General features: G+C 61.3%; 13 protein-coding genes. 11 read left to right on the forward strand and 2 right to left on the reverse strand.

Annotated features, from left to right (window positions below; genetic code table 11):
• The first annotated feature begins 63 nt into the window (after positions 1 to 63).
• The 6 genes from LUU92_RS01855 (at position 64) to LUU92_RS01880 (ending at position 9239) form a co-directional block, all read left to right on the forward strand.
• Positions 64 to 2514, forward strand: coding sequence for a glycogen/starch/alpha-glucan phosphorylase (locus LUU92_RS01855; protein ID WP_257103091.1), 2451 nt, complete (start codon positions 64 to 66; stop codon positions 2512 to 2514).
• Between the two features lie 159 nt (positions 2515 to 2673).
• Positions 2674 to 5733, forward strand: a complete 3060-nt coding sequence (locus LUU92_RS01860; protein WP_257103092.1) for a DUF2339 domain-containing protein — start codon at positions 2674 to 2676, stop codon at positions 5731 to 5733.
• Positions 5733 to 7088 carry a DUF3999 domain-containing protein gene (locus LUU92_RS01865; RefSeq protein WP_257103831.1) on the forward strand — a complete coding sequence of 452 codons (1356 nt, stop codon included), beginning with the start codon at positions 5733 to 5735 and terminating at the stop codon, positions 7086 to 7088. Before LUU92_RS01860 ends, LUU92_RS01865 begins: the two co-directional genes overlap by 1 nt.
• A 109-nt stretch (positions 7089 to 7197) precedes the next feature.
• Positions 7198 to 8208, forward strand: a complete 1011-nt coding sequence (locus LUU92_RS01870) for a class 1 fructose-bisphosphatase (protein WP_003187818.1) — start codon at positions 7198 to 7200, stop codon at positions 8206 to 8208.
• A 176-nt stretch (positions 8209 to 8384) separates the two neighbouring features.
• Complete coding sequence (locus LUU92_RS01875) at positions 8385 to 8639, forward strand: lipoprotein (RefSeq protein ID WP_033897714.1); 255 nt, start codon at positions 8385 to 8387, stop codon at positions 8637 to 8639.
• A 30-nt stretch (positions 8640 to 8669) separates the two neighbouring features.
• A complete protein-coding gene (locus tag LUU92_RS01880) occupies positions 8670 to 9239 on the forward strand; it encodes a lipocalin family protein (RefSeq protein WP_058423714.1) in 570 nt (189 codons plus the stop codon).
• Between the two features lie 114 nt (positions 9240 to 9353).
• On the opposite strand, the gene LUU92_RS01885 is transcribed toward LUU92_RS01880, so the two are convergent.
• Positions 9354 to 10718, reverse strand: coding sequence for a formimidoylglutamate deiminase (locus LUU92_RS01885; RefSeq protein ID WP_257103093.1), 1365 nt, complete (start codon positions 10716 to 10718; stop codon positions 9354 to 9356).
• Between the two features lie 147 nt (positions 10719 to 10865).
• Between LUU92_RS01885 and hutC the strand changes: the two genes are divergently transcribed.
• Both hutC and LUU92_RS01895 read left to right on the forward strand, forming a co-directional pair.
• Positions 10866 to 11576, forward strand: coding sequence for a histidine utilization transcriptional repressor HutC (gene hutC, locus LUU92_RS01890; RefSeq protein WP_173668614.1), 711 nt, complete (start codon positions 10866 to 10868; stop codon positions 11574 to 11576).
• Complete coding sequence (locus tag LUU92_RS01895) at positions 11573 to 12130, forward strand: HutD/Ves family protein (RefSeq protein ID WP_257103094.1); 558 nt, start codon at positions 11573 to 11575, stop codon at positions 12128 to 12130. Before hutC ends, LUU92_RS01895 begins: the two co-directional genes overlap by 4 nt.
• Positions 12131 to 12172: 42 nt before the next feature.
• Here the strand turns inward: LUU92_RS01895 and LUU92_RS01900 are convergent, their stop codons facing one another.
• Positions 12173 to 12571: a hypothetical protein gene (locus tag LUU92_RS01900; protein ID WP_257103095.1), complete on the reverse strand. Its 399-nt coding sequence runs from the start codon at positions 12569 to 12571 to the stop codon at positions 12173 to 12175.
• Between the two features lie 437 nt (positions 12572 to 13008).
• Between LUU92_RS01900 and hutU the strand changes: the two genes are divergently transcribed.
• The 3 genes from hutU (at position 13009) to LUU92_RS01915 (ending at position 17235) form a co-directional block, all read left to right on the forward strand.
• The gene (hutU, locus tag LUU92_RS01905) at positions 13009 to 14712 is read left to right on the forward strand and encodes a urocanate hydratase (protein ID WP_071492409.1); all 1704 of its coding nucleotides are present in this window, start codon (positions 13009 to 13011) and stop codon (positions 14710 to 14712) included.
• A gap of 42 nt (positions 14713 to 14754) precedes the next feature.
• Positions 14755 to 16200, forward strand: a complete 1446-nt coding sequence (locus LUU92_RS01910; RefSeq protein WP_071492408.1) for a purine-cytosine permease family protein — start codon at positions 14755 to 14757, stop codon at positions 16198 to 16200.
• 69 nt (positions 16201 to 16269) lie between these two features.
• On the forward strand, positions 16270 to 17235 hold the full coding sequence (locus LUU92_RS01915; RefSeq protein ID WP_071492407.1) for an ABC transporter substrate-binding protein: 966 nt from the start codon (positions 16270 to 16272) through the stop codon (positions 17233 to 17235).
• Positions 17236 to 17255 lie beyond the last annotated feature (20 nt).

A 17255-nucleotide genomic window follows, 5' to 3' on the forward strand; every position in this document is an offset into this window, starting at 1 on the left:
CTACCGCCTGTCAGACCGTCTAGGCTCTAGCAACTCCTTCTATCTCGCCCGAGGTCGCAATTGATGTCTCAGGAACCACTTGCACGAGAAGCAGAGGTAGCCGCATTCCGCGATGCCGTCTTGACCAAACTCACCTACGCGGTGGGCAAGGACCCGGATCACGCCTTCGACCACGACTGGTTCGAAGCCATTGCCCTGGCCGCCCGCGACCAGATGGTCGACCACTGGATGGACCATACGCGGCGTATCTACCGCAAAGGCCAGAAACGCGTTTATTACCTTTCCCTGGAATTCCTCATCGGCCGCCTGCTCTACGACAGCCTGAGCAACCTTGGCGTGCTGGAGATTGCGCGCGAAGCGTTGTCCGAGCTGGGCGTCGACCTGGAGCGTATCCGCCTGCTGGAGCCCGACGCGGCGCTCGGCAACGGTGGCTTGGGCCGCCTGGCGGCGTGCTTCATGGAAAGCATGTCGACCCTGGGCATTGCCGGCCATGGTTATGGCATTCGTTATGAGCACGGCTTATTCCGCCAGGCGATTGTCGATGGCTGGCAGCAGGAGCAGACCGAGCGTTGGCTGGATTTCGGCAACCCGTGGGAGTTCGAGCGGGCCGAAGTGATTTACCCGATCGGCTTTGGCGGCAGCGTCGAAACCTTGGCGGATGCCTCCGGCAAGATGATTCAGGTGTGGTCGCCCAACGAAACCGTCCGGGCCGTGGCCTACGACACTCCGGTGGTCGGCTGGCGTGGCGCCAGCGTCAACACCCTGCGCCTGTGGCGTGCCCGTGCGGTGGAAGACTTGCACCTGGAGCGCTTCAACGCCGGTGACCACTTGGGCGCTGTCGCCGAAGTGGCCCGGGCTGAAAGCATCTCCCGCGTACTTTACCCAGCCGACAGCACCGAAGCGGGGCAGGAACTGCGCCTGCGTCAGGAATACTTCTTTGTCTCCGCTTCATTGCAGGACCTGCTGCGCCGTCACAAGAACATGCACGGCTCGGTGCTGAGCCTGGGCGAACACGCGGCGATCCAGCTCAACGACACGCACCCGTCCATTGCCGTGGCCGAGTTGATGCGGCAGTTGGTGGATTTGCACGATATTCCGTGGGAAGCAGCTTGGGACGTCACCGTTGAAACCCTTTCCTACACCAACCACACGCTGTTGCCCGAAGCCTTGGAAACCTGGCCTGTGGGCCTGATGGAACGCATGCTGCCCCGGCACATGCAGATCATCTACCTGATCAACGCCCAGCACATCGATTCGCTGCGCGCCAAAGGCATCCACGATTTCGATGTGCTGCGCGCCGTCTCACTGATCGAAGAAGATAACGGCCGCCGTGTGCGCATGGGCAACCTGGCATTCCTCGGTTCCCACAGCGTCAACGGCGTGTCCGGCCTGCACACACAACTGATGCGCAGCACTGTGTTCTCCGAACTGCACAAGCTGTACCCGGAGCGCATCAACAACAAAACCAACGGCATTACCTTCCGTCGCTGGTTGTACCAGGCCAACCCCAAGCTCACGTCCATGCTGGTGGAGGCGCTCGGTCCGGACATTCTCGACAAGCCCGAAGAGCGACTGCTGGAGCTTGAACCCTTTGCCGAGAAACAGACATTCCGCAAGACGTTTGCCGAGCAACGTTTACACAGTAAGCGTGCACTGGCCGACATCATCCACGAGCGCCTGGGCATTGCGGTGAACCCGGCGGCGATGTTCGACGTGCAGGTCAAGCGTATCCACGAGTACAAGCGCCAACTGCTCAACCTGCTGCACACCGTGGCGCTGTACCAGGCGATCCGTGCCGAACCGGGCACCGACTGGGTGCCGCGCGTGAAGATCTTCGCGGGCAAGGCGGCGGCCAGTTACCACCAGGCCAAGTTGATCATCAAGCTGACCAACGACATCGCGCGCACCGTCAACAACGACCCGACCGTGCGCGGCCTGCTCAAGGTGGTGTTCCTGCCTAACTACAACGTCAGCCTGGCGGAAAGCATCATTCCGGCGGCGGACTTGTCGGAGCAGATCTCTACCGCCGGCTTTGAGGCTTCGGGCACCAGCAACATGAAGTTCGGCCTCAACGGCGCGCTGACCATCGGCACCATGGACGGCGCCAACGTTGAAATGCATGAGCGCGTGGGTGCCGAGCACATGTTTATCTTTGGCCTCAGCGCGCAGCAAGTGGAAGCCCGCAAACACGCCGGGGAGTTCAGCGCCGGGCCGGACATCGCCGCCTCCCATCGGTTGAACGATGTGCTGCAAGCGATCCGCGGCGGGGTGTTCTCGCCGGATGATCCGGGCCGCTACGTGGGGTTGATCGATGGGTTGATCGACTACGATCGATTCCTGGTGTGTGCCGACTTCGATTCGTACTGGGACGCCCAGGCGCGGGTCGAGGCGCATTGGCATGATTCCAAGGCGTGGTGGCGTTCGGCGGTGCTGAATACGGCGCGCATGGGCTGGTTCAGCTCGGACCGGACGATCAGGGAGTACGCGACCGAGATCTGGAAAGCCCTCGACTAAACATCGCTGATCCAAAAATGTGGGAGGGGGCTTGCCCCCGATAGCAGCCTGTCAGTTTGCAGATATGTCGACTGGTGCACCGCTATCGGGCGCAAGCTCCCTCCCACATTGGTTCTGCATCGATATACTGGGCGCCGGTTTGCCTAGGGAATATCGACCATGCAATGGATTTTCATGCTGATTGGCCTGGTGCTCGGCTGGACGCTCGATGAGTCGTTCAGCGATGCGGGCATCGGTGCGCTGTTGGGGCTGGGCATTGGCCAGGCGATCCGCCTGGCGAAGCTGTCCTCCCAGGTGGACCAACAGGCGCGTCAGTTGGAAACCACGCAGAAGTCGCTGATAGCGCTGGGTGAGCGCCTGCGGCAACTGGAAGTGCCTGCGCCTGCAACCAGCAGCGTGTTTGTCGAGCCCGCCGTGGCAGAACCCACCCCGGTCGCCCAAACGCCTGAGCTGGTCTGGGAGCTGCCTGCCGAGCTGACACCTGTAGCCATGGTCGCCGAACCGAGCCAGCCGCTGCCGGATGATGTGTGGGCACCGGCTGCGTCGTCGTCCCCTAAAGAACCTGCCATCCCGCGTGGCCCCAACCTTATCGAGCGTGCCCTCAACGGTGCACGCAATTGGCTGTTTGGCGGCAACACGGTGCTGCGCGTCGGGGTGGTGCTGCTGTTTCTCGGCCTCGCGTTCCTGCTGCGCTACGCCACCGAAGGCATGGTGGTGCCAATCGAGCTGCGTTATGCCGGTGTGGCTGCGGCTGCGGTGGGCCTGCTGGGCCTGGGCTGGTGGCTGCGGCTGCGCAACAGCAACTACGGGTTGATGCTGCAGGGCGCGGGCATTGCGGTGTTGTACCTCACGGTGTTTGCGGCGATGCGTGTGCATCTGCTGATCGATCCCGGCGCGGCAATGGGGTTGCTGGTCGCCGTCACGGTATTTTCAGCGATCCTGGCGATCACCCAGGATGCCCTCGGCCTCGCCTGTGCGGCGGCTTTGGGCGGTTTTGCGGCACCGATCCTGGTATCGACCGGCGCCGGAAGCCATGTGGCGTTGTTCAGTTACTTTGCGTTGCTCAATGCCGGCATTCTCGCGATTGCCTGGTTCAAGGCCTGGCGCCTGCTGAATGTGATCGGCTTTGTGGGCACCTTCGGGATCGGTTTCGCCTGGGGTATGCGTTCCTACACGCCGGAGCTGTTGTGGAGCACCGAACCGTTCCTGATCCTGTTTTTCGCGATGTACCTGGCAATCGGCCTGTTGTATGCCTGGCGCAAGTTGCTGCAGGTGGGCGAGGGCGACAGCCTGGGTGCGCAATTGCGCAAGGGCGACTATGTCGACGGCACCTTGTTGTTCGGCCCGCCGCTGGTGGGCTTTGGCTTGCAGTTCGCGCTGGTGCAACACCTTGAGTTCGCCGCTGCGTTCAGTGCGCTGGGCCTGGGCATTATTTACATGGTCTTGGCCCGTGTATTCAGTGGTGGGCGCGCCGGGCTCCTGACGGAAACCTGTCTGGCCCTGGGGGTGATCTTCGCCAGCCTGGCCATTCCCTTGGGCCTCGATGCACGCTGGACCGCTGCGGCGTGGGCTGTCGAAGGCGCCGGGATCTTCTGGCTCGGCCTACGCCAGCATCGCCCCGTGGCGCGGGCGTTCGCCTTGCTGTTGCAACTGGGTTCGTTGCTCGCCTTCCTCAGCGAACTGCGCGATGGCCAGGACACCTTGCTGCTGGGCCCTCCATTAGGGGCGTTGTTGCTGGGCGCCGCACTGTTGTTCAGTTTTTACCAACTACACAAAGCCGCGCCGGAGCAGAGCCGGCGTTGGGAGCGTCTCGGCGCTCCAGGGCTCGCCATACTCGGCCTGGGTTGCGCCTACCTGCTGGCGCCGCTGTTGTTTTCAACCCAAGGCAGCATCGTCAGTTGGGCAGTTGCGGGCCTTGCGACCCTATGGGTGGGCCAGCGTATCGGCTCGCCGGTGGTAGTGCGCTGTGGCATTGCTGTGCAAGTCCTTTCGGGCGCGCTGTTTGCCCTCGACCCCGTGAGCAATGCCTGGACGCCGATGATCATTGCCTTGGCGGCAATGCCCGGCGCCTGGCGCTTGCCCCGTGGCCGTTTGTCCTCAGCTCTGCTGGCCTGGGGTGTGGCGTGGTGGGCGCTGGCGGTGATCATTGAAGTGTGGCGCTTGGCGCCTGTACCTTTGCACGCTGCACTGTTGCTGCTGGCGGCTGCGCTGAGCGGGGTGATCTGGACGTTACTGGCGCTGCGTTTGCGCTGGGTGGCGTTGGGTCTCGCCAGCACGTTGCTGATGCCTGCGGCGGGCCTGGTGTTGTGGGACGCATGGACCGAGTATTACCACCCAGCCGCGCAGTTCGGCTGGCTGGCCTGGCTGGCGGTGTTCGGGGTGCATTTCATCTCGCTGCGACGTTTGGCGGCACTGGTGCCTGGAAAGGTCTTAAGCGCGGCTCATGTACTGGGCTGCTGGATGCTGATCGGCGTACTGGCACTGGAACTGCGCTACGGCTTGCTGATGCTCTCGAGCGAATACAACGCCTGGCGCTGGCTGGGCTGGGCGATCCTGCCAAGCCTGTACCTGGTGCTGGCCGCCGCGCCGCGCAGCTGGCCGTGGCCTGTTTCCGCGTACCCAAGGGAATACCGCGTGCTCGCCGCATTGCCGCTGGCGGTGCTGATGCTCGGTTGGTTCTGGCTGGCGAACATCTTCAGTGACGGCACTGCCAAGCCGCTGCCCTATCTGCCCATGCTCAATCCGCTGGACCTGGGCCTGCTGTTCGCGTTGCTGGGCATTTACCTGTGGTCGCGCAGCGCCGCGCCGCAGCGGGGGCCGCGTGTCGAGTCGATCGCCCAAGGTGTCGCGGGGCTTTCGCTGTTCGCCTTCTTTACCGCGCTGGTGATGCGCACGGCCCACCATTGGGGCGACGTGCCGTTTCAATGGGATGCGTTGCTGGAGTCGATGCTGGTACAGGCCGGCCTGTCGATTGTCTGGACCCTGATCGCCCTCGGCCTGATGATCGGCGGCCACCTGCGCCATCGTCGTGAAGTGTGGCTGATCGGCGCGGCGCTGATTGCGGTGGTGGTGGCCAAGCTGTTCTTCGTCGAATTGAGTAACCGTGGCGGCCTGGCGCGAATCGTGTCGTTTATCGGCGTGGGCGGGTTGTTGCTGGTGGTGGGCTATTTTGCACCGCTGCCGCCCAAACGTATTGAAACTGAGGGAGCGTCTTCTTGATAGGCAAGCTGAGTCTGAGTGGGTTAGCGATATGGATGCTGTGCTCGGTGGCGTTTGCTCAAGAGCGGCCGGCTGATTTCGCCACCCAGGTGCCGCTCGCCGTGAGCGGCACTGGCCCCTGGTATCGCCTGGACCTGCCGTTGGCGGTTCAACTGAATGCACGCCAGGCCGATCTCAGCGATGTGCGAGTGTTCAACGCCGCCGGTGAGCCCCAGGCCTATGCGCTGTCTCGCCAGTCCGCGCAACGCTCCGAGAGTCGCAACGTCACTGACGTGAAGTGGTTCCCGCTGTACGCCGCCGACACTCAAACAGCGTTGCCCGACGTGGTGATGAAGGCCTCTACCACAGGCACCTTGGTGGAAATCACCCCATCCACTGCACCCAAACCCGGCAAGCAAGTACTGCGCGGCTGGGTGTTGGACGCCAGCGCGATCAAGGCGCCCTTGCAGCAATTGACCCTGGACTGGAGCCGCGAGCAAGAGGGCTTCCAGCGTTTCAGCATTGAGGCCAGTGATGACTTGCAGCACTGGGACGCCTGGGGCGATGGGCAGGTGGCGCGCTTGTCGTTTGCCGACGAACGGGTCGAGCAACATGACGTGAACTTGCCCGGGCAATCGGCGCGCTACCTGCGTCTGGTCTGGCAGGGCCAGGCGGCGCCGTTGCTGACCTCGGCCAAACTGGTGAGCGCTACCCGCAGCAGCGTGCCGCTGCCGTTGGTATGGTCGCAGCCGCTCTCGGGTACGCGGCTTGGCCCCGGGGAATACAGTTGGCAGTTGCCGGCGGGGGTGAGCATCGAACGCTTGCGCGTCGCGTTGAAGCAACCCAACACGCTGGCGCCCGTGACGTTATCCGGTCGAAGGGACAGCAAGCAGGCATGGCAGCCGTTGAGCAATGGTCTGTTGTATCGCCTGACCCAGAATGGCCAGGACGTGGTGCAGGACGAACTGCAATTGCCGGGGCAAACGGTGGCCGAGCTCAAATTGCAGGTAGATGAGCGCGGTGGCGGCCTGGGCGTCGAGGCGCCCGCGCTGCGCTTTGCAGTGCGTGCCACGCAGTTGGTGTTCCTGGCGCGGGGTGAGCCACCGTTTACGCTGGCGCTGGGCAATGCGTCGGCCAAGGCCGCGAGCTTGCCGCTCTCGACCTTGATCCCGGACTACAAACCCGAGCGCTTCAAGACGCTGGGGCAGGCCACGGTCGCCGGGGAAGTCGCGGTCACACCGGTTGCGATGGTAGCCGCTGCCGATCCCGGGACGAACTGGAAAAAGCTCGGGCTCTGGGCCGTACTGCTGCTCGGCGTGGCGGCACTGGGCGCCATGGCCTACAGTTTGCTGCGCAAGCCGCCGGCGGCACGTTAAATAAAGTCCATGAACTCTATTGGGTTTAAATCCTCTGATAGGAGGAAATACGCCCCGACTCGCGTTAAACTGCGCGGGTTTTCAAGCCCCCCATTCTCCGGAGCCTTACATGTCCCGCGTTACCTTGAGTCGCTATTTGATCGAGCAGACCCGCAGCAACAACACGCCTGCCGATCTGCGCTTCCTTATCGAAGTGGTGGCGCGTGCTTGCAAGGAAATCAGCCACGCCGTGTCCAAAGGCGCACTGGGTGGTGTCCTGGGCAGCATGGGCACTGAAAACGTGCAGGGCGAAGTGCAGAAGAAGCTCGACGTCCTGTCCAACGAAATCCTGCTCGAAGCCAACGAATGGGGCGGTCACCTGGCCGGCATGGCGTCCGAAGAAATGGACAATGCCTACCAGATCCCCGGCAAATACCCGAAAGGCGCGTACCTGCTGGTATTCGACCCACTGGACGGTTCGTCCAACATCGATATCAACGCACCGGTCGGCACCATCTTCTCGGTACTGCGTTGCCCGAATGAATACCTGAGCCAGAACGAAGCGCTGAACGAAAAAGCCTTCCTGCAGCCAGGCACCGAGCAGGTCGCTGCCGGCTACGCGATCTACGGCCCGCAGACCATGCTGGTGCTGACCCTGGGTGATGGCGTCAAGGGCTTCACCCTGGACCGTGAAATGGGTAGCTTCGTACTGACCCACGAAGACATCTCCATTCCTGCGTCGACCCAGGAATTTGCGATCAACATGTCCAACCAGCGCCACTGGGAAGAGCCGGTGAAGCGCTACGTCAACGAGTTGATGGAAGGTGAGGAAGGCCCGTTGAAGAAAAACTTCAACATGCGCTGGGTGGCCGCGATGGTCGCCGACGTGCACCGTATCCTGACCCGTGGTGGCCTGTTCATGTACCCACGCGACAGCCGCGAGCCGTCCAAACCGGGCAAACTGCGCCTGATGTACGAAGCCAACCCGATGTCGTTCCTGGTTGAACAGGCGGGCGGCGCGTCCACCGACGGCCATCAGCGCATCCTCGACATTCAGCCGGAAGGCCTGCACCAGCGTGTGGCGGTGTTCCTGGGGTCGAAGGAAGAAGTCGAGCGTGTGACGGCTTACCATAAGAAGTAAGCTGCGGCGACAAGTGACTGGTGTTGTTGTGAGCCGGTTCACCGTTGAAGAAGCCCCGAAACGTTTCAGCGTTTTCGGGGCTTTTTTGTTTTCGCTCATCGGGAACCAGACACCTCTTTTCCCTTCTAAGCTTCTGGCAGATACCCACGCTGCTTCGTCCCTCCAGGAGTGTTTCCATGTCGTTACGCCGTCTCGCTTTGCTGGCTTTTTGCGTGCTGTTGGCCGCTTGCAGCAAGGTCAACCAAGAAAACTATCAAAAATTGTCGGCTGGCATGGCCAAGGCTGAGGTGGAGTCGTTGCTGGGCAAGCCGACCGATTGTTCCGGCGCACTGGGCATGTCCAGTTGCACCTGGGGCGATAAAAACAGCTTTATCAGCGTTCAATATGCCGGTGACAAGGTTCTGATGTTTTCCGGGCAAGGCCTGAAGTAAACCGGGGCGCAAGCCTGCGGGAGAAGAAGAATGATGCGTTTTGTTTTGTTCCTTTGTGCCAGCCTGTTTTTGGCGGGCTGTGCCAGCCATTCTGGCGATGATCTGCAACCCAAGACAGCGAGCAACGTCAACCTCAAGCGTTACCAGGGCACCTGGTATGAGTTGGCCCGATTGCCGATGTACTTCCAGCGCAACTGTGCGCAGTCCGAAGCCCGCTACACCCTGTTGCCGGACGGCGACATGTCGGTGTTCAACCGCTGCCTGACGACTGAATGGAAGTGGGAGGAAGCCAAGGGTACCGCCACCCCGCAAGTGCCGGGCAAGACCGACAAGCTCTGGGTGGAATTCAACAACTGGTTCACCTCGCTGCTGCCGGGCGTCGCCAAGGGCGATTACTGGGTGCTGTATGTCAGCGATGACTACAAGACCGCCATTGTCGGCAGCCCGAGCCGGCGCTACATGTGGATCCTGTCGCGCACGCCAACGGTCAATGCGGACACCCGCGAAGACCTGCTGAGCAGGGCGCGACAGCAGGGGTATGACACCACACGGTTGATCTGGCGTACGTCGGACAAGCAGATGGCGAAGACTTCGCAATAATCTGAGAACTCCTCAATCCAATGTGGGAGGGGGCTTGCCCCCGATAGCGGTGTGTCAGTATCTGATTTGCTGGCTGACACTCTGCAATCGGGGGCAAGCCCCCTCCCACACGTTTTAACCGAGTAAGTCCCTTAGAACCTGCGTGAATGCCAGGCTGCTGTCTTCCTCGCCGGCATGTCGCCCATCACGCACCACCCACTGGCCGTTGACCAGCACATCCCGCACCTGCCGATCACCACCGGCAAACAACCAGCGATTCAGAATCCCGTCCTCGGTCGCCGTGGCCAGGTACGGATCATTACCATCCAGCACAATCCAATCCGCACGCTTGCCCACTTCCAATCGGCCAATTGGCTGCCCCAGCGCCTGGGCACCACCGTCCAGCGCGGCATCGAACAGCGTGCGCCCAACCATCGGCTGGTCACTGCGATACAAGCGGTTACGCCGTTGATCACGCAGGCGCTGGCCGTATTCCAGCCAGCGCAATTCTTCCACCACGCTCAGTGACACATGGCTGTCGGAGCCGATGCCCAGGCGTCCGCCCTGGGCGAGAAAGTCCACCGCCGGGAAAATCCCATCACCTAGGTTGGCCTCGGTGGTCAGGCACAAACCGGCAATCGCCCGGCTCTTGGCCATGCGCATCACCTCATCGGCGTCGGCATGGGTGGCGTGCACCAGGCACCAGCGTTCATCGACGTCGACATTGTCATACAGCCATTGCAGCGGGCGTTTGCCGCTCCAGGCCAGGCAGTCATCGACTTCCTTCTGCTGCTCGGCAATGTGGATATGCACCGGGCACGCCTTGTCGCTGGCGGCCAGCACTTCGTTGATTTGTTGCGGTGTGACGGCACGCAGCGAGTGAAAACACAGACCCAGTTGCTGTGCGGGTTGCGCGGCCAGAATTGGCTGCAGACGCGCTTGCAGCTCCAGATAATTTTCAGTGCTGTTGATAAAGCGCCGCTGGCCTTCAGTGGGCGCCTGGCCGCCAAACCCAGAGTGGGTGTAGAGCACCGGCAACAACGTCAGGCCAATCCCGCTGCTGGCCGCCGCCTGGCTGATCTGCCGCGACAATTGTGTGCGATCGGCATAGGGCTGGCCGCTGACGTCATGGTGCACGTAGTGAAACTCGGCCACCGAGGTATAGCCGGCCTTGAGCATCTCGATATACAGCTGGCGCGCGATGACCTGGAGTTGGTCCGGGTTGATCTTGCCGACCATGCGGTACATCAGGTCGCGCCAGGTCCAGAAACTGTCATTCGGGTTGCCGGCCACCTCGGCCAAGCCGGCCATGGCACGCTGGAATGCGTGAGAATGCAAGTTCGGCATACCCGCCAAGACCGGCCCTCTCAGCCGTTCGGCACCCTCTGCGCTGGCATTGGCCTCAACGTTGGTCAGCAGGCCATCGGCGCTGACTTCAAGACGTACATCATTGGCCCATCCATCAGGCAGCAGCGCGCGTTCGGCGAAGAAAGCGGACATGATCAAGGCACCCCGGTCGTGTGTTTATTTGTATATACATATACAGACGTTTGCCTGCTCGGTAAACTCCGGCAATCTATGCATCTTTTTCCCCTGCAAGGATTCCCCGTGCCGACTCCGCCCGCCAACTCTTCGCTGGCTGCCCACATGGACGAAAGTCCGGCGCCCTTGTATGCCCGCGTCAAACAGATGATCAGCCAGCAGATCCTCAACGGCAACTGGCCGCCCCATTACCGCGTGCCATCGGAGAGCGAGTTGGTCAGCCAGCTGGGTTTCAGCCGCATGACCATCAACCGCGCCCTGCGCGAACTCACCGCCGAAGGGTTGCTGGTGCGCATGCAAGGCGTCGGCACGTTTGTCGCCGAACCCAAGAGCCAGTCAGCGCTGTTCGAGGTGCACAACATCGCCGATGAGATCGCCTCCCGCGGTCACCGGCATACCTGCCAGGTCATCACCCTGGGTGAAGAGGCCGCCGGTTCCGAGCGCGCCGTTGCCTTGGAGATGCGTGAAGGCGGGCGGGTGTTCCATTCATTGATCGTGCACTTCGAAAACGATATTCCCGTGCAAATCGAAGACCGCTTCGTCAATGCCCTGGTCGCGCCGGAATACCTGCAACAGGATTTCACCCAGCAGACGCCTTACGCCTACCTGAACCAAGTGGCACCGCTGACCGAAGGCGAGCATGTGGTCGAAGCCATCCTCGCCGATGCGGCCGAATGCAAACTGCTGCAGATCGAACCCAGTGAGCCGTGCCTGTTGATCCGACGACGCACCTGGTCGGGGCGCCAGCCGGTGACTGCTGCGCGTTTGATCCACCCCGGTTCCCGTCACAGCCTGGAAGGACGCTTCAGCAAATGAGTAGCGTAAAAGTCTGGCGCGCCGCTGAGTACGTACGCATGCCGTGGAAAAACGGCGGTGGCAGCACCGAAGAAATCACCCGCGACGCCGGCGCAGGCCTGGATGGCTTTGGCTGGCGCCTGTCGATTGCGGATATCGCTGAATCCGGCGGTTTCTCCACCTTTGCCGGCTATCAGCGCGTGATCACCGTAATCAAGGGCGCCGGCATGGTCTTGACCGTGGACGGCGAGGAGCAGCGCGGGTTGCTGCCGCTGCAAGCTTTTGCGTTCAAGGGTGACAGCCAGGTGTCATGCCGTTTGATCACCGGGCCGATCCGCGACTTCAACCTGATCTATTCGCCCCAGCGTTACCACGCACGGCTGCAATGGATCGATGGCGAACAGCGCTTCTTCAGCACGGCGCAGACAGTGCTGGTGTTCTGTGTCGCGGATGAAGTGAAGGTGCTGGACCAAAAGCTAGGCCATCACGACTGCCTGCAAGTGGACGGTAACACTGGCCTGCTGGAGGTTGCCGTGAGCGGTCGCTGTTGTGTTATCGAACTGAGCAACAGCTGAGCGCTTGTATGACCGGCGCTCAGCCAGCGTGGGGAGATGGGTTTACTTAACGCACATCAGTTGAAAGCCCATCGAAGAATCGCCCGCGGGTTTGTTGTCTCCCACTTTCAGCGTTAAAACGTTGACGTAGTTGATCGCCGGGACGCTCCCCAACTTGGCGTGGCCGTAGAAGATGTGATCATTGGAGCTGACGTCCGTCACCGACACGGTGCAAAACCGTGGCGCGTCCTTGAACACTCCCGGCACAAACCTGACTTTGTAATCGGAGAAGTAATCAGGTTGGGCGGTGAGTTTCACGTCCTTGATCCACTTGGGTGACTGCGCAGTAATTTTTCCTGTTTTATCAAGGGTCGCAGTAAAGGTGTCGGCAATGGCCTGGACTGAAGCCGTGCTTGTCGCCATGAGTACGATAAAGATGCCTGCCCGTTTTAGAGTGGTCACGATAAGTCTTCCATGGTGTTGGGTGTGTGAAAGCCGACTCTAAACCACTGAATATACAAAAAAATCCGTTTTTACTGGGCTACAGATAACTCAGAAAAATCGTCGTTGGGACGCGCCTTTTACCTGGCAGGCCAGGCGCGCCATTTCACTGCTACGCATGCCCACCCTCGATTCCCAACCGTGCGCACCATTTTGTTACCGAATGCCCCAATGCGGCGCAATGCTGCATTGGGGGTGACAAACCCCTCTCCCGGGAAGAAACGTCTGCAAGAAATTTCATCAAGCCTCAAAGCCTCAATTTCCAAGGCTTGCACACCCCTTCACAAAAAATCCCGACAACGCCTTTCTAAAGTTGGCCGCTTGATTGCATATGCTTGTATGTACAAGTAAAGATGTGTGCGTAAGACTCTCCTTCGCACCATCCATGTTCGCGCATCATGCCGAGGAGTCCAGTCGTGACCGATTTTTCTAAAGCCAGGCCTACAAAATACCGTGACGTCGAAATCCGTGCCGCCCACGGTAACAAGCTCACCGCCAAAAGCTGGCTGACTGAAGCGCCGCTGCGCATGCTGATGAACAACCTCGACCCACAAGTGGCCGAGAACCCGAAAGAACTGGTGGTGTACGGCGGTATTGGCCGCGCAGCACGCAACTGGGAGTGCTACGACCAGATCGTCGAGAGCCTCACCCACCTGAATGACGACGAAACCCTGTTGGTGCAATCCGGCAAGCCGGTCGGCGTGTTCAAGACCCACAGCAACGCACCGCGTGTACTGATCGCCAACTCCAATCTGGTGCCGCACTGGGCCAGCTGGGAGCACTTCAACGAACTGGATGCCAAGGGCCTGGCCATGTACGGCCAGATGACCGCCGGCAGCTGGATCTACATCGGCAGCCAGGGCATCGTCCAGGGCACCTACGAAACCTTCGTCGAAGCCGGTCGCCAGCATTACAACAGTGACCTCAAAGGCCGTTGGGTACTGACTGCCGGCCTCGGCGGCATGGGCGGCGCCCAGCCGCTGGCGGCCACTTTGGCTGGCGCCTGCTCGCTGAACATCGAGTGCCAGCAGGTCAGCATCGATTTCCGCCTGAACAGCCGTTATGTCGACGAACAGGCCACCGACCTCGACGACGCCCTGGCACGCATCGCCAAATACACCAAGGAAGGCAAGGCTATCTCCATCGCCCTGCTGGGCAACGCCGCCGAAATCCTGCCGGAACTGGTCAAGCGTGGCGTGCGCCCGGACATGGTCACCGACCAGACCAGCGCCCACGACCCTCTCAACGGTTACCTGCCCGCTGGCTGGACCTGGGACGAATACCGCGCCCGCGCCAAGACCGAGCCCGCCGCCGTGATCAAGGCCGCCAAGCAGTCGATGGCCGTGCACGTCAAAGCCATGCTGGAATTCCAGAAGCAAGGCATCCCGACTTTCGACTACGGCAACAACATCCGCCAGATGGCCCAGGAAGAGGGCGTGGAAAACGCCTTCGATTTCCCGGGTTTCGTCCCGGCCTATATCCGCCCGCTGTTCTGCCGTGGCATCGGCCCGTTCCGCTGGGCGGCGCTGTCCGGTGACCCGCAGGACATCTACAAGACCGACGCCAAAGTCAAAGAGCTGATCCCGGACGACGCGCACCTGCACAACTGGCTGGACATGGCCCGCGAACGCATCAGCTTCCAGGGCCTGCCGGCACGTATCTGCTGGGTTGGCCTGGGCCAGCGCGCCAAGCTCGGCCTGGCGTTCAACGAAATGGTGCGCAGCGGCGAGTTGTCGGCACCGGTGGTGATCGGCCGTGACCACCTCGATTCCGGCTCGGTCGCAAGCCCGAACCGCGAAACCGAAGCCATGCAGGACGGCTCCGACGCCGTATCCGACTGGCCGCTGCTCAACGCTCTGCTCAACACCGCGAGCGGCGCGACCTGGGTGTCGCTGCACCACGGTGGTGGTGTGGGCATGGGCTTCTCCCAGCACTCCGGCATGGTCATCGTCTGCGACGGTACCGATGAAGCGGCTGAGCGGATCGCCCGTGTGCTGCACAACGACCCAGCCACCGGGGTGATGCGCCACGCAGACGCCGGTTACCAGATCGCGATCGATTGCGCCAAGGAGCAGGGCTTGAACCTGCCGATGATCAAGTAAGCCAGCACCACCCTGAAACAATCCATCAGAGGTTGAACCGACATGGCTGCAAATGACACCACCCCGTTGATCGAAAGGCGTTCGATCGACTACATCCCGGAAGCGGAAAGACACGGTCGTCTGTTCAGCCAGTTCACCCTGTGGATGGGCGCCAACCTGCAGATCACCGCGATTGTCACCGGGGCCCTGGCCGTGGTGCTGGGCGGTGATGTGTTCTGGTCGTTGATCGGTCTGTTGATCGGCCAACTGATCGGCGGTGGGGTCATGGCGTTGCATGCGGCGCAAGGGCCCAAGCTGGGCCTGCCACAGATGATCTCCAGCCGGGTGCAGTTCGGTGTGTATGGCGCGGCGATTCCGATCGTACTGGTGTGCCTGATGTACCTGGGTTTCACCGCCACTGGCACCGTGCTTTCGGGGCAGGCGCTGGGCCAGTTGTTCGGGGTCAGCGACAGCGTGGGCATCCTGATTTTCGCCAGCGTGATCGTGTTGGTCACGGTGCTCGGCTACCGGGTGATCCATTTCATTGGCCGCGTCGCCAGCGTCATTGGCGTGGTCGCCTTTGTCTACCTGTTCAGCCGGCTGGTGAGCCAGACCGATGTGGGCGCACTCCTGCAAATCCGCCACTTCAGCTGGAGCAGTTTCCTGCTGGCGGTATCGCTCGCGGCCTCCTGGCAGATTGCCTTCGGCCCGTACGTGGCGGACTACTCGCGTTACCTGCCAAGCAAGACGTCATCGGTGAAAACCTTTTTCGCCGCCGGCGCCGGTTCGGTGGTGGGCGCGCAGGTGGCCATGGTGCTGGGCGTGTTTGCCGCGGCCATGTCCAACGGTCAGTTCGCCGGGCATGAAGTGGCGTACATCGTGGGCTTGAGTGGCACGGGTGCTACCGCTGCGTTGCTGTACTTCAGCATCGCGTTCGGCAAGGTCACCATCTCGACGCTGAACTCCTACGGCAGCTTCATGTGCATCGCGACCATCATCAGCGGCTTTCGTGGTCGCCTGGAGGTCACGCGTCTGCAGCGCCTGGTGTTCGTGCTGGCGATTGTCGGCACGGCGACCCTGATCGCATTGCTCGGCCAGCACTCGTTCCTGGGGGCGTTCAAGTCCTTCATCCTGTTCCTGCTGGCGTTCTTCACGCCCTGGAGCGCGATCAACCTGGTGGACTACTACTGCATCACCCGCGAGCGCTATGACGTACCGGCGCTGGCCGACCCGAACGGTCGCTATGGCCGCTGGAACCTGCTGGGAATCAGCGTCTACGTGTTCGGCGTGCTGGTGCAGTTGCCGTTCATCTCCACCAAGTTCTACACAGGTCCCTTGGTGGCCGCGCTGGGTGATGTGGATATCTCCTGGATCATTGGCCTGGTACTGCCCGCAGCGCTGTATTACGTGTGTGCGAAAAAATGGCACGGCACCGTGCCCGATCAACTGATCCTGCCAACAGAGCAGGGCGCTATACCCACAACAAACGGGCTGGCTGCACAGGCCTGATGGGACGTGGACAGGGCAGGATGCCTACTGACTGCCGTAATCCATTTCAAGATTGGGAGCGTCACAACAATGAAAATGCATAAGACCCTGATGGCTACCTTGCTCTCTGCGGGCTTGCTGGCCAGCGCTGGCGCCCAGGCAGCCGGTTGGTGCGAATCCGGCAAACCGGTGAAATTCGCCGGGCTGAACTGGGAGAGCGGCATGTTGCTCACCGACATCCTGCAAACCGTGCTGGAAAAAGGCTACGACTGCAAAACCGACAGCCTGCCGGGCAACTCCATCACCATGGAAAACGCCCTGAGCAGCAATGACATCCAGGTGTTTGCCGAAGAGTGGGTCGGCCGCAGCGAGGTCTGGAACAAGGCCGAGAAGGCCGGCAAAGTCGTCGGCGTCGGTGCCCCTGTAGTGGGCGCTATCGAAGGCTGGTACGTGCCGCGCTATGTGATCGAAGGCGACGCCAAGCGCAAGCTGGAACCCAAGGCCCCGGACCTGAAAAACATCGCTGACCTCGCCAAGTACGCCTCGGTGTTCAAGGACCAGGAAGAGCCCTCCAAGGGTCGTTTCTACAACTGCCCGGCCGGCTGGACCTGCGAGCTGGACAACAGCGAGATGCTGAAAAGCTATGGGCTGGAAAGCACCTACACCAACTTCCGCCCAGGCACCGGCCCGGCGCTGGATGCGGCGGTGCTGTCGAGCTATAAGCGTGGCGAGCCGATCCTGTTCTACTACTGGTCGCCCACGCCGCTGATGGGCCAGGTCGACCTGGTCAAGCTGGAAGAAAAACCCGGCGTGGATAAAAGCGTGAGCATCAAGGTCGGCTTGTCCAAGACCTTCCACGAGCAAGCCCCTGAATTGGTGGCCGTGCTGGAAAAGGTCAACCTGCCCATCGACCTGCTGAACCAGAACCTGGGCCGCATGGCCAAGGAGCGAATTGAGTCGCCAAAACTGGCGAAAATTTTCCTCAAGGAACATCCTGAAGTCTGGCACGCCTGGGTGAGCGACGACGCAGCCAAGAAAATCGACGCGGCCTTGTAGGTCAAGCGTGCCCGGCTACC

It is taken from the genome of Pseudomonas extremorientalis, from assembly GCF_024584605.1.
Lineage (GTDB): Bacteria > Pseudomonadota > Gammaproteobacteria > Pseudomonadales > Pseudomonadaceae > Aquipseudomonas > Aquipseudomonas extremorientalis.

Bases quoted from the DNA above. Each gene is read 5' to 3' on its own strand.
- LUU92_RS01855 (WP_257103091.1), top strand. From the start codon at position 64: ATGTCTCAGGAACCACTTGCACGAGAAGCAGAGGTAGCCGCATTCCGC.
- LUU92_RS01860 (WP_257103092.1), top strand. From the start codon at position 2,674: ATGCAATGGATTTTCATGCTGATTGGCCTGGTGCTCGGCTGGACGCTC.
- LUU92_RS01870 (WP_003187818.1), top strand. From the start codon at position 7,198: ATGTCCCGCGTTACCTTGAGTCGCTATTTGATCGAGCAGACCCGCAGC.
- LUU92_RS01875 (WP_033897714.1), top strand. From the start codon at position 8,385: ATGTCGTTACGCCGTCTCGCTTTGCTGGCTTTTTGCGTGCTGTTGGCC.
- LUU92_RS01880 (WP_058423714.1), top strand. From the start codon at position 8,670: ATGATGCGTTTTGTTTTGTTCCTTTGTGCCAGCCTGTTTTTGGCGGGC.
- LUU92_RS01885 (WP_257103093.1), bottom strand. From the start codon at position 10,718: ATGTCCGCTTTCTTCGCCGAACGCGCGCTGCTGCCTGATGGATGGGCC.
- hutC (WP_173668614.1), top strand. From the start codon at position 10,866: ATGGACGAAAGTCCGGCGCCCTTGTATGCCCGCGTCAAACAGATGATC.
- LUU92_RS01895 (WP_257103094.1), top strand. From the start codon at position 11,573: ATGAGTAGCGTAAAAGTCTGGCGCGCCGCTGAGTACGTACGCATGCCG.
- hutU (WP_071492409.1), top strand. From the start codon at position 13,009: ATGCCGAGGAGTCCAGTCGTGACCGATTTTTCTAAAGCCAGGCCTACA.
- LUU92_RS01910 (WP_071492408.1), top strand. From the start codon at position 14,755: ATGGCTGCAAATGACACCACCCCGTTGATCGAAAGGCGTTCGATCGAC.
- LUU92_RS01915 (WP_071492407.1), top strand. From the start codon at position 16,270: ATGAAAATGCATAAGACCCTGATGGCTACCTTGCTCTCTGCGGGCTTG.